12 protein-coding genes are annotated in these 13106 nt (G+C 44.0%); 9 read left to right on the plus strand and 3 right to left on the minus strand.

The genetic code is table 11. The annotated features are described in order from the left end of the window. Nucleotides 1-64: 64 nt before the first annotated feature. The gene (locus R7Q09_RS12945) at nt 65-562 is read right to left on the minus strand and encodes a hypothetical protein (RefSeq protein ID WP_258634140.1); all 498 of its coding nucleotides are present in this window, start codon (nt 560-562) and stop codon (nt 65-67) included. Between the two features lie 187 nt (nt 563-749). On the opposite strand from R7Q09_RS12945, the gene R7Q09_RS12950 reads away from it, so the two are divergent. The 3 genes from R7Q09_RS12950 (at nt 750) to R7Q09_RS12960 (ending at nt 6411) form a co-directional block, all read left to right on the plus strand. Next, complete coding sequence (locus R7Q09_RS12950; protein ID WP_136976844.1) at nt 750-3110, plus strand: Lon protease family protein; 2361 nt, start codon at nt 750-752, stop codon at nt 3108-3110. Nucleotides 3111-3403: 293 nt separating this feature from the next. Further along, complete coding sequence (locus R7Q09_RS12955) at nt 3404-5032, plus strand: methyl-accepting chemotaxis protein (RefSeq protein ID WP_005375120.1); 1629 nt, start codon at nt 3404-3406, stop codon at nt 5030-5032. A 398-nt stretch (nt 5033-5430) separates the two neighbouring features. Further along, nucleotides 5431-6411: a porin gene (locus R7Q09_RS12960; RefSeq protein ID WP_025768571.1), complete on the plus strand. Its 981-nt coding sequence runs from the start codon at nt 5431-5433 to the stop codon at nt 6409-6411. A gap of 124 nt (nt 6412-6535) precedes the next feature. Here R7Q09_RS12960 and R7Q09_RS12965 read toward each other — a convergent pair whose 3' ends face one another. Continuing rightward, a complete protein-coding gene (locus R7Q09_RS12965; RefSeq protein ID WP_042521645.1) occupies nt 6536-7282 on the minus strand; it encodes a flagellar brake protein in 747 nt (248 codons plus the stop codon). Between the two features lie 127 nt (nt 7283-7409). On the opposite strand from R7Q09_RS12965, the gene R7Q09_RS12970 reads away from it, so the two are divergent. Next, complete coding sequence (locus R7Q09_RS12970; protein ID WP_104976440.1) at nt 7410-7685, plus strand: GNAT family N-acetyltransferase; 276 nt, start codon at nt 7410-7412, stop codon at nt 7683-7685. Further along, a complete protein-coding gene (locus R7Q09_RS12975) occupies nt 7682-8659 on the plus strand; it encodes an ecdysteroid 22-kinase family protein (RefSeq protein ID WP_225491646.1) in 978 nt (325 codons plus the stop codon). Before R7Q09_RS12970 ends, R7Q09_RS12975 begins: the two co-directional genes overlap by 4 nt. A 46-nt stretch (nt 8660-8705) precedes the next feature. On the opposite strand, the gene R7Q09_RS12980 is transcribed toward R7Q09_RS12975, so the two are convergent. Then, the gene (locus R7Q09_RS12980) at nt 8706-9206 is read right to left on the minus strand and encodes a GNAT family N-acetyltransferase (protein WP_318070884.1); all 501 of its coding nucleotides are present in this window, start codon (nt 9204-9206) and stop codon (nt 8706-8708) included. A 395-nt stretch (nt 9207-9601) separates the two neighbouring features. On the opposite strand from R7Q09_RS12980, the gene napG reads away from it, so the two are divergent. The 4 genes from napG (at nt 9602) to R7Q09_RS13000 (ending at nt 13094) form a co-directional block, all read left to right on the plus strand. Beyond that, nucleotides 9602-10372, plus strand: coding sequence for a ferredoxin-type protein NapG (gene napG, locus R7Q09_RS12985; RefSeq protein ID WP_005383947.1), 771 nt, complete (start codon nt 9602-9604; stop codon nt 10370-10372). Further along, nucleotides 10372-11226 carry a quinol dehydrogenase ferredoxin subunit NapH gene (gene napH / locus R7Q09_RS12990; protein WP_256896023.1) on the plus strand — a complete coding sequence of 285 codons (855 nt, stop codon included), beginning with the start codon at nt 10372-10374 and terminating at the stop codon, nt 11224-11226. Before napG ends, napH begins: the two co-directional genes overlap by 1 nt. Nucleotides 11227-11424: 198 nt before the next feature. Continuing rightward, the gene (locus R7Q09_RS12995; protein WP_238843706.1) at nt 11425-12606 is read left to right on the plus strand and encodes an MFS transporter; all 1182 of its coding nucleotides are present in this window, start codon (nt 11425-11427) and stop codon (nt 12604-12606) included. 206 nt (nt 12607-12812) lie between these two features. Next, nucleotides 12813-13094, plus strand: coding sequence for a YrhK family protein (locus tag R7Q09_RS13000; protein ID WP_025768568.1), 282 nt, complete (start codon nt 12813-12815; stop codon nt 13092-13094). Nucleotides 13095-13106: the final 12 nt, after the last annotated feature.

The raw sequence follows: 13106 nt of genomic DNA on the forward strand, positions 1-13106 counted from the left end.
AAGCAAATGATACTCAAGTAATGGACAGCACAAACCTAGTTGTCCTCAATGCTTGAGCTTTAGATTAATTATACAGGTGAGAAGGCGAAGATTTTGCCGAACTCATGGCTTGCAAATGTAAGAACTGCTCATGCGCGCGCGTTACGTGCTCGAGTTCTATCATCCATTGAGCATTACGTTGGGCAGAGCAAAATGCCGCCATGTGAGCTAATAAGTCTTCGCTCTGTTGACCAAGTAGGTGAGCTACGCGCTCAATCAGTTCATGGCTCTCTAGCTGCAAAAATTGAAATAGCGCGTAAGTTTGATTGAGTATTGAGAACGCATCATGTTGTAAGCCGAGTTTGTTGAGAATCTCTGATTGCGTCACGCTGGCATCTCTAAGCCCCGTAATGAGACATACAAACTGGCAAGGTTTAGTTTGTGCATTTTCTAGCGCTAAATGAATGTGGTTGGGTAGATTGTTGAGCACGTCGTCATATAAACGATGAGCTTCTGGCCAATGGCCTTGTTCCATCAGTTGCTCTGCTTTTAAGTAGCGCATCCAGCATTGCTCAATATTCATATCCATCTCCACAACATTTGATTTGTTTAGATATTAAATGAAATTGATTATCAATTGCAAGTGCGTGTTAATATCACTTATGTGTTCATAAAATGTCCAATCAATCTAGGGTGGAAGGTAAATCACTTAAAATTAAGCAAATAATCTCTACACTCAAATAACGAAAATAAGAAAAAAGGAAGTGGATATGGCAATACTAAGATTGGAAGCTAAGCAGCTATATTCTGTAGCAGATCTAGAGAATATGCCATGTAAGTCGACCAAGGAGTTACCTCCAATTGATGAAATCGTGGGCCAAGAGCGCGCGCAAAAAGCGGTCGAGTTTGCGATGTCCATCAAAGAGAAAGGGTATAACATCTACGCCATTGGTCAGAATGGGCTAGGTAAACGCACCATGATCTTGCGCTATCTGAATCGTCACCAGCACGATGCAGCAGCCCTGTTTGATTGGTGTTACGTTGCGAACTTTGAGGATACCCGTACACCAAAGGTATTAAAGCTGCCTTGTGGTATCGGAAATAAGCTACGTGTTGATATTGAAGCTTTAATGGGCAAATTATTGAATGCTTTACCCCTAGCATTCGACAATGAAATGTACTTTAGCCGCGCTGAGCGATTAAAAAATCAATTGGCAGCTAAGCAACAAAACGAGCTGGATCGTATTAGTCGAGAGGCAAAAGAAAAAGGCATCAGCCTAACACTGACTACACAGGGGGATTATCAGTTTGTCGCCATGAACGGTGATGAGCTTCATACGGAAGAGTCTTTTGATGCACTAAGCAAAAAAGAACAAGAGCAATTCAGCGATGCTATTGATGAACTCGAAGTGCGATTGCGCTCGATGGTTCGTGAGCTTACGGAGTGGGAAGAGACATACAGCGATAAAATCAAAAAGCTCAATGATGAAGTGACGCTTGATGTGATTACTCACTTCATCAAAAAACTCAAAGTGGATTACGCGCAATATTCCGAAATCAAAACCTACTTAACTGAGCTGCAAAAAGATATTGTTGAAAACGCAGATATCTTCCTTGACCAAAGTGGCGAGCAAGGCGAAATTGCGACGGCATCCTTGGATAAAAAATTGCCACGTCGTTATAAAGTGAACGTCTTGGTAAGCCGTAAAAGCAGCGAATTTCCTATCGTTGTTGAAGAAAATCCCAACTATCATTCACTCTTCGGGTCGATTGAGACTGCCACTTTCAAGGGAACGGTGTTTACCGACTTCTCGCTGATTCGCGCAGGGAGCTTGCATAAGGCGAATGGCGGCGTTCTATTAATGGATGCTCAGAAAGTACTTGAACAGCCTTACGTTTGGGATGGTTTGAAGCGCGCATTGCGTGCTCGTCAATTGAGTTTTACGTCTCTAGAAAAAGAAGTCACATTGACGGGGGCGGTATCACTCGATCCTGAACCGATTCCGCTTGATATCAAAATTATCTTATTTGGTGATTACCGAACTTACCAATTACTCCAACATTACGATCCAGAGTTCAGCGAGTTGTTCCGCGTGACGGCAGATTTCGAAGACGAAATGAAACGTACGCCGGAGTCTGAGCTGCATTACGCGCGCTTTATCTCTAGCGTGGTGCATGACAATAATATGCTGCATTGCGATCGCAAAGCCATTGCTCGAATCATCGAATACAGCTCACGTTTGTCTGGCGACCAATCCAAGCTATCTCTACATTCGGCTAATATCGCCAACTTGCTTCGAGAGTCGAACTACGTGGCTCGTCAAGCTAACTCTAACATGATCCGTATTGGGCATGTTGAAGAGGCGCTCAATAACCAAGAAATGCGAGTAAGCCGATTACGCGATAACGTAATGGAAACCTTTATTAACGGCACAACGCTGATTCGCACCGAAGGAGAAGCCGTAGGCCAAGTGAACGCACTTTCGGTATTGAGCACTAGTGACTACATGTTTGGTGCACCGAATCGCATCACAGCGACGACGTGTTACGGTGATGGGGATGTTATCGATATCGAGCGAAGCGTGGATTTGGGAGGCAGTATTCACTCTAAGGGCGTAATGATTTTGTCTGCCTACTTATCTTCCGTATTTGGTAAAACGGCACGAGTGCCATTAACGACAACCATTACCTTTGAGCAATCTTACGGTGGTGTTGATGGTGATAGTGCCAGCATGGCTGAGTTATGTGCGGTTGTGTCTGCTTTTTCAAAGCAACCAAATCGACAAGACATTGCGATAACAGGGTCGATGAATCAATTTGGTCAAGCTCAGCCTATTGGTGGCGTAAACGAAAAGATCGAAGGATTTTATGATGTGTGTGTAATTAAAGGTCGTCATGACGGGCAGGGGGTCATTATTCCGCGCTCTAATGTTCACAATCTAATGCTTCGTTCCGACATCGTGAAAGCAGTCGAAAAAGGCGAGTTTAATATTTGGGCGATTGACCATGTTACTGAAGCTATCGAATTGTTTACGGGGAAAGTTGCTGGTGAGCCAACCGATGAAGGCTCTTATCCAATCGATACCATTTTTGGCCTTGCTCAAGCCAAGCTCAATTCGTTGAGAAAATAGGCTGAAACCGTCCTAAATGTGAATGTATCTCATCATAAGTGATCATAATTTATCATAACGACAATATCCCGACGCCACTGTCGGGATATTGTCAATAACAGATTGAAAATGGAGAGTTTTTGTACTAGACAAAAGTGTGATCGACCTCTAATATTCGCCACTTGTTTATTCGTCTGGGATTTATCCCGTCGCAAGGAAGCATAGATATTCAAACTGCCGAAAAGTAACGTTGTTATAAGCACTGCTCGAGTTTGTTTGGATATAGACATCACGCATACAACTGAGGCCCTGTCATGCAGTTATCACTGAAAAATTTGTCAGTACGAACGCAAATTTTGGTTCCGGTATTATTTACCGCGATTGTTTTGTTTATTGCTCTTTGGATTACTAAAAACAATCTTCAAGCAGAGCAAGATGTTATTGCTTCCAACCAAGAATCTTTGGTTTTTCACAAAGACACATTGGCGAGTATTGACGACCAAATTTACCCTCTGCGCATAAGCGCGGTTTACGCTATTTACGATGCTTCTCGTCGTGAGAATTTTCTAACCGAATTGAAAGAAGGCTTAAAGCAAGTTGATGCCGATTTAAGCGCAATTGAAGCCCGAAACCTATTCCGTGACGATGCCGTTAAAGTTCGCCAAGCAATTGAATCCTATGTGCGATATTCAGAGCGCTCAGTTGCTTTCTTCAACCAATACGATCAAGGTTTGAAATCGGATAGCGAGTACCGTGCATTTGTCAAAGAGTATCGCAATGTTGGCCGAGAAATGGTCCAACAAATTAACACACTATCAAAGCATGTAAACGAGCAAGCTGAACAATCTACTATCAGAAGTCATCAGCAAAATGAACGTGTGCAAAATAACGCTATGTTGACGGTTTTAGCGGTATTTGCTTTCTCATTGATAGGCGCTTGGTTCCTATCTGGCATGATTGTTACACCAATCCAAAAGCTGCAAGAAGTGATGCGTCAGTTAGCAATGGGTAATCTATCAGTACGTGCAGATGTCGATGGGGACAATGAGATCTCTAAGCTGAGCAAAGATGTAAACCAAACCGCAGAGCAGTTATACAACACTGTGGACCAGTTAACCCGTATTAGTGAGGAAGTTGCATCTGCATCGACCGAATTAGCTGCGGTAATGACGCAAGCGGAAGCGAACGCTCAACAAGAGTTAGCGGAGATCGAGCAAGTTGCATCTGCGGTTAACGAGCTTGCAAGCACTGCGAATAATGTGAGTGATAACGCGACCTCTGCTGACGCAACCGCGCGTGAAGCTGATGGACTTGCTCAATCAGGTTTGGCTATCTTCCAAGAAAGTGCGGAAGCAAGTGCGCAAATGTCTCAAGCATTGAACGATGCAGCGCAAGTTGTTTTGCGTCTAAAAGAGCAATCTGTACAGATCAACGATGTTATTGAAGTGATTCGCGGCGTATCTGAGCAGACCAACTTGCTAGCATTGAATGCTGCGATTGAAGCGGCGCGAGCTGGTGAATCTGGTCGTGGTTTTGCGGTAGTAGCTGATGAAGTACGCATGCTAGCAGCGCGTACTCAAGACTCGACACAAGAGATCCAAACGATCATTGAAGAGCTTCAAGCGCAGTCTGGGCTTGCGAATGACAGTATGCAAGTCAGCCTTGATATGCTTAGCCGCAACAACGAGCTGACGCAACAAGCGAATGAGGCGTTGGTTGGAATTACCGAGTCGGTCGCCAACATCAACGATTCAAACACGCAAGTAGCAACCGCAGCCGAAGAGCAGTCTCAAGTTACTCAAGATATCAATCGCAACGTGGTTAACATGTCGGAGCTTGTAAACCAAAACGTAGCGGGCATCAGCCAGAGTGCAAGTGCGAGTACTGAGCTTTCATTACTTGCAGAGAAGCAGAAAGAGCAATTAAGTTTCTTTAAGCTTTAATTCATCATCTACTTATCAAATCTCTAAATCCCTGAGTGAATGCTCAGGGATTTTTTTGTTTGTAATAATCGGATTTATTATCAATAAGTCTATCTAAAACAGTCAGTTAACAAGATTTTTTTTGCGGGCAATGTCACGTTTTGTGATATTGTTTTTACATTTTTTTCGTCAATTTTTTTTTGACGCGAACATTTTTTTTAACTCAACCGATAACTTGATGGTTGAGAGGTATTCATATCGTCATTTTAAGTGGTGTTTTCTTCTATAAGCGCTGTTTATTCAACACGTTGCGTGAAAAATAACAGCTGCTACTATGCCGCCAGTTTTCTCGTTGGTACAGAAAAGTCCTGTTTTTCTGGTGAGAAAACACATATAAAACAATGATATGGAAAATAACAATGAAATTAAAAACTTTAGCTGTAGCAGTGGCGCTAATGGCATCAGGATCTCAAGTTGTCGCTTCAGAACTATACAACCAAGATGGCACTTCTCTTGAGATGGGCGGTCGCGCTGAAGCGCGTCTTTCTATGATGGATGGTAAGGCAGAAGACCGTACTCGCATCCGTCTTAACTTCCTAGGCAAACAGGAAATCAATGAAAACCTATACGGCGTTGGTTTTTGGGAAGGTGAGTTTGTAACTAAAACTTATGATGTATTTGATTCTAAAGGTAACAAAGTTGGTGAGACAGATAGTCTTGAAACTCGTTACGCTTATGCGGGTCTGGGTGGCAAATACGGTGAAGTAACTTACGGTAAAAACGACGGCGCACTAGTGGTTCTTACTGACTTTACTGACATTATGGCTTACCACGGTAACACAGCAGCACTTAAACTGCCTGTTTCTGACCGTACAGATAACATGCTGTCTTACAAAGGCCAATTCGAGCAACTAGCTGTACGCGCTAGCTACCGTTTTGCTGATCGCACAACAGATGCACAAGGCTTTACAGACAACGAGGAAGATGGCTTCTCTCTATCTGGTGTTTACGCGTTTGCTAACACTGGTTTTGAACTAGGTGCTGGTTACGCAGATCAAAACGACAGCGATGAGTTCATGCTGGTAGCTGCATACTCTGTAGGTGACTTCTACTTCGCTGGTAACTACACTGGCGCGGATATGGATGTTGCAGGTAAGACTTTTGATTACAAAGGCTACGAACTAGCCGCTGCTTACACTATGGGTCAAACTGTATTCACTTCTACGTTCAACAAAGGTGAACTAGAAGACGCAGATACTGTAGAAAACCTAGCTGTTGATGTAACTTACTACTTCAAGCCTAACTTCCGTGGCTACGCATCATACAACTTCGATCTAATGGATAACGAAGGCGCGGCTGAAAAAGATGAGCTAGCGCTAGGTCTACGTTACGACTTCTAAGTCATGACTCTTATCTAAGATACTGCCTTATTCTTAGTAAATAAAAACCCCTTACTGAAAAGTAAGGGGTTTCTTGTTTTCTAGCACTTCAAAGCTTCTTGATAAGCGATAGGGGTTATCAAATCTATCTTTTTAGTGTGAGCTTAGTCCCATCAAATTTGAGGTGACTGAGGAGGTTTTTAGCGTTGTTTTTACCAACCTCATCAAACTCCATTCCGTAGCGAGCATAATGCGTTGATTTTTGTAAATTACAAATACGACCTCGCAACGGCGCTAGCATACGACTTTCTCCGGGCATCGTTAGATCCAATGAAACGTGGTCACCAACCTGAAGTGGTCGGCTCATTGGTGATGTTACAAAACGACAGCCACTACGAGATAAATCTCTTATTTCGCATTCAGTTCGATAGGCTTCTAAACAAACACGCGCTCTCAAATTTACTTCGTAACGCACTTCTTTGCGAAGCTGAAAGACCTGCATAGTGTTGGGTAGGTCTAGCACCAAAATTGGGTACGGATCGCCTAGTCGATGCTGTAATTGGGCCCGAAATGGGATAACGGCCCCTTCACCTCGATGAGAGTAGGCTTTTACATTGATCCAAAAGCCTTCTTGAAAATAGAACTTCAAGTCTTCATCGGAGATGTTCGGAACCTCTATCAATGCAGTATTATTTGAGTGACAGCCAACAAATGTGCTGGTTGTAATAAACTTTGTACCAACGGGGGTGGTGACGTTTAAGCTCACTTCACTGCCATGTTCGACCATTGCCATTGCATCGGTGCTATTTAATGTACTTGCCTGACGTTCTGGTGCCTTCTTGCTTTGCAGAGGTAGCTTGCCGTCTCTGGCAATTGGGCTCATATTTCTCATTATAATTGTCGTACCTGATGTAAGAAGGTAATCGCGTGAGGCGAAGCAGCACTCTCGCATGGTATCGATTTTATTCAGTGATATAGTTTGATTCAATCAATCTGTAACAAAAATTAGAGAGCAAGATATGCATAAAGTAACTCATGAAGCCACGAATAGTACATTCTGGGTTGATTTAGAGCAGGGCTATAAAGCCAAGTTAATTTATCAGCTTAAGGGTAATGTCATGCACATTACATCAACGGTTGTTCCTGAAGCACTGCGAGGTAAGGGGTACGGAAAAGTGATGATGGAAGCGGTGTTGCCAGAAATTGAGTCACTCGGTTATCAAATCAAACCAGTTTGCCCATATGTTATTCACTACATGGAGAAGAACCAAACGTGGTCACATCTGCTCGCATGATGAGTAACAACCACCAACGCTACCAAAATATTGGCCAGGAACTCAATCTAGGTAATTACCGCTCTGTAGAAGTCATACAATCGCTATGGGGAGGCTATGGAGAGTTAGTCCGAGTTACTTATTCAACTCGTTCGGTGATCATTAAGCATGTAAAACTCCCTAAGCCTTCAGAGCATCCTAGAGGCTGGAATACGGACCGTTCTCATCAAAGAAAGCTGCACTCTTATCAGGTGGAAGTGAATTGGTATGAGCATTTTTCCGGAGGGGTGGATACTCGCTGCCGAGTACCACAAGGTCTAAAAACGTTCCAATCGGAGAATGAATGGCTCATTGTGATGGAAGATCTCGCCGAGGTGGGCTTTCCAAAAGTCATCACAGATGCACAGCTAGAGCATCTACAAGCCTGCCTCACTTGGTTGGCGAACTTTCATGCGCGATACATCGATGTTCGTTCGGATAAGTTGTGGCATACCGGAACATACTGGCACTTAGCAACCAGACCCGACGAGCTTGAAGCATTGCAAGACACTGAGCTACAAAATGCGGCTCAATTGATTGATCAAACGCTTTCGCAAGCTAAGTTTAAAACACTAGTACATGGTGATGCCAAATTGGCGAACTTCTGTTTTGATGAAGAAGAATCAAGCGTTGCTGCGGTTGACTTTCAATACGTTGGATGTGGGTGTGCAATGAAAGATGTGGCACTGTTTATGAGTAGCGCCGTTAAGCCAGAACGTTGTGCAGAGATGGAAGTTTGGGTTTTGGATACGTATTTTGCTCAGTTGCAACACGCGCTAATGGTCTATCAACCGAATCTTGACCCTAATGAAGTCGAGCGTGAATGGCGTCCTTTGTTTGCTGTGGCTTGGGCAGACTTTCAGCGCTTTGTGAAAGGTTGGAGTTCCGACCACTGGAAGATCAATCCCTACACAGAAGCATTGACTCGCAGAGCGTTGGCTTACTTACGAAAGTGAGTCGAAGTTTAAAAAGAAAAGCCTCCAATTAGTAGGAGGCTTTGTTTTATCTTTGGCCTGGTCTGATGCGCGCCATATAATAGGTATTGATGAATTCACCATCACGGAAGGAACCGTCAATCGCTTCACCTTCAATTTGAAATCCATGCTTTTTATAAAGCCCAATGGCGGCGTCGTTATCGGCATTGACCTCTATCTGAATTCTTCTCACATTTAACCAGTTATCTGCTAGTTCAGTGACTGTTTCTATCAATTTGCTACCAATACCGAGTCCATGGAAACTATCATGTACTCCGATGCCACACGATGCCGTGTGCATCGTTCTTGGACGTAGAGAGTGGTGAAAGCCAATATTTCCGACGATTTTACCATCAATTTCAGCGACATAGCTATAAACACCATCAGGTATGTTTGACAACCTTTCCACCCACATCGCGAGCGAAGGCTTTGGGAGTTGCAGGGTTTCACGTTGTGCTTTTGGTTGTGAATAGATTTCTACGAGTGCCGCTGCGTCTTCGACGGTCGTTGGACGTACGATAATTTCCATGCCTCTCTCCTTCGCTTTTTAGTTTTAATTTTTAATCTAACCACAGTTTTCTTATTTGGATAGTGTTTTTTTATGTTTAATGGATAAATGCCTTTTAAATTAGCTTGTTATGATGTGTTTTTTTGAATTTTTAGTAGTGATTTGTCATCGAATTGAACGAGTAGATTGCAAAGGTGTTGAATTATTGTACTGAGAATGGCGCGTACTGCAGAGTATCGTGGTGAATTTCATGTCGCAGTAAATAAACGCATTTAGTCAAACTGTGACGACGGCACTGTGCGTCAGTTGACTTGAATCAATAGAGGATGGAGTTACCTCCTATGAGGTATAGGGAAACGACACGTTTAGGGCTATTTATGCTTAACTTGATAAGGGAGTTTTGTTGAGGAAATAGCATGAAATCCTCTCAGTCTAAAATATCGCAAAGTCGGCGCCGATTTTTGCGTGATACAGCTCGGACTGCGGCTGGTGTTGGCGCAGCTGCGTGTGTATTGGGCTTACAATCGCTACAAAGCCAAGCTCGAGAAACCAAAGGTGTGCCTATTCGTCCGCCTGGTGCACTGCCGGAAGGCGATTTCGAATCAGCTTGTATTCGATGTGGCTTGTGTGTTCAGGCATGTCCTTACGATACTTTGAAACTTGCGACATTACTTTCACCTGTCGCGACTGGCTCACCTTACTTTACTGCACGCGATATTCCCTGCGAAATGTGCGAAGACATTCCTTGTGTTGTCGCTTGTCCGAGTGGGGCGCTAGATCCGAAATTAACCGATATTGATGATGCTCGAATGGGTACAGCGGTTCTTATAGACCATGAAACTTGCCTTAACTGGCAAGGGTTACGATGCGATGTTTGTTATCGCGTTTGTCCGCTGATTGATGAAGCCATCACGTTAGAGATGGTTCACAACGATCGAACTGGCTATCACGCCAAACTTATCCCTACAGTGAATTCCGAAGTGTGTACCGGATGCGGTAAGTGTGAACAAGCGTGCGTGTTGGATGTCGCTGCTATTAAAGTTGTCCCGACGGATTTGGCGAAAGGCAAAGTGGGCAGCCACTACAATTTTGGTTGGAAAGAGATCGACAAACCACTCGAAAATATCCTCCCTAGTGAGACGCCTGTACCGGAAGGTGCGCTTGAATCGCTAAAAGGAGGTAAGTAATGGCAAAGAACTTAGCTCAAAATGCTGGCAAAGAAGCGATTGAAAAGCTTGGTTGGTGGCGCGCGCATCGGTTTTTGATTTTACGTCGGCTATGTCAGTTCACCATCATTGCGCTATTTATGGCTGGGCCGACGCTGGGAATTCTAACTGGTAATCTGTCATCAAGTATGTTGCTCGATACCGTGCCGTTAAGTGACCCGTTAATTGTGCTTCAAGCTTTGGCGACAGGGCATGTTCCGGAGTTTAATGCGTTGTTAGGCGTAGTGATTGTCGTGGTGTTTTACGCGATTTTGGCGCCGCGCGCATTTTGTGCTTGGGTGTGCCCGTTGAACATCGTGACAGACTTGGCGGCGTGGTTGCGTCGAAAGCTCAACATTAAAGCGAGCTATCGTTGGTCTCCCGTGATTCGTTATTGGCTGATCCCTGTTTTGATGTTGGGCAGTGCGCTGTCTGGCGCAATTCTTTGGACATGGTTAGATCCAGTGGCGGCACTGCATCGCGGGTTGGTGTTTGGTATGGGCGCAGGTTGGGTGTTGATCGCCCTAGTGTTCGTGTTGGATTTACTCTTGGTTGAGCATGGGTGGTGTGGGCACTTATGTCCACTGGGGGCTACCTATGGCGTGATAGGCCGAAAAAGCCTGTTGCGCGTTACTGCTGTTCGCCGCGAAGATTGCACCAAATGCATGGATTGCTTTTACGTTTGCCCAGAACCAGAAGTGCTTCGGCAGCCTTTGAAAGAGGGAGATCGTCGAGTTATGGATCAAAACTGCATTAGTTGTGGTCGTTGTTTGGATGTATGTCCAGAACATGTGTTTGAATTTAAAAATCGCCTATCAGTAAAAGTCATTGATTAAGCCACTGAGCACATTTACTCATGCTTTATTTCTCTTGATACTTGAACATCGCGCTTAGCCAGGAGTTAAGCGCGATGTTTATCTTCATAACAATATCCCTCAGCCATATCTGCTTGCTCTGGGCTTAAAATAATAATGATATTGCGAATTTGTTACATTTAAAGCTATGATGATGCCTTCATATTTAAAGGAAACATCATGACTACCTCATCGCACGGCTGGAGAACGCCGCAAAATTTCCTCCTGTTAATTTCCATTATCGTGCCCATTGCTTTTTCTACCTGGATGGCGTTGTTGAACAACTTTGTTATCGAGAAAGCAAACTTTGATGGTGCAGACATAGGCCTATTGCAAAGTGTGCGTGAAATTCCGGGTTTTTTGGCCTTTACCACCGTGTTTGTATTGCTGTTTATCCGAGAGCAACGCTTTATGCTCGTCTCTTTGGCGATGCTTACGCTTGGTACGGCATTAACAGGTTATTTTCCCACTTTGTACGGTCTACTTTTTACAACCTTGTTAATGTCCACCGGCTTCCATTACTTTGAAACACTCAAGCAGTCTTTGTCTTTACAATGGCTATCTAAAGAAGAAGCGCCAGAAATGCTGGGTAAGTTTATTTCTGTTGGAGCTTTGGCTTCTCTGTTTACCTACGGCGCCATTTGGGTTTCGCTCGAACAGCTCAAACTTGATTTTAAAACGGTCTATTTAATGGCTGGTGGTTTAGGTTTTGTGCTCATTTTGGTGATGGCATTTGCCTTCCCACAATTTAAGACAAAAGTGCCTCAGAACAAGAAGCTCATCCTGCGTAAACGTTACTGGTTATACTATGCGCTTACGTTTATGAGTGGAGCACGCCGTCAAATTTTTACGGTGTTCGCTGGTTTCTTGATGGTAGAAAAGTTTGGTTACTCCGCCGCAGATATTACGTTGCTGTTCCTGATTAACTATGTCTTTAACTTCTTGTTTGCGAAGCGAATAGGCCGTTTTATCGGCGTTGTTGGTGAGCGCAAAGCGTTGATGTTTGAATACGTCGGTTTGATCTTCGTGTTCGTCGGGTACGGTTTGGTGCAAACGGCAGAGTGGGCGGCAGCATTGTATGTTGTCGATCATTTATTTTTCGCGTTAGCGCTTGCGATTAAAACCTACTTCCAGAAAATTGCCGATCCTGCCGATATGGCGTCGACCGCAGGCGTTGCGTTTACGATTAACCATATTGCTGCAGTTGTAATACCTGTTACGTTTGGTGTCATCTGGCTTGTTTCACCTGCGAGCGTATTTTACATCGGCGCTGGTATGGCAGCAGTGAGCTTGCTGTTGTCACTCAATATTCCAGCGAAGCCGGAAGAAGGCAACGAAACTCGCTTGTTGAAGTGGAGTTAAGTTGGTACTCACTATCTAATCGTTAAAGCGAATACCTGTAATTAGACTCGCTAAAAAGGGTGCTTATGCGCCCTTTTCTTTTTATTGCAAATAGATAATCCCTCCAATGGTTGTCAATGCATGCCACGTCCGTTAGGGTTTAGAACTAAGTATTTCGAAATAACTTGGGCATAACTGACGCGAAACAATAAGAGGGGAGCTATACAGTGCAGATACATGGCAGAGAGTTGGATTTAGATCTAGGAAGCCGTCACATCGTTATTCAGCGCCGCTATGAGGCGTTAGGTGCTGCAAACGACCTACTCATTGCTATTTGGTTTTTAATTGGTAGCTTTTTCTTTTTGAATGATTCGTTGATTGAAAGTGGTACTTGGCTTTTCATCGTGGGCAGTGCGCAGTTGATCATTAAGCCCCTGATAAAACTGATGAGTTTAGTTCATGTTGGTCGTTTGAATAAGCAACTTTCTGGCACATCAGCGAGCCGCTGAAATTACCGCTTC

It is taken from the genome of Vibrio sp. 2130-1, assembly GCF_033339515.1.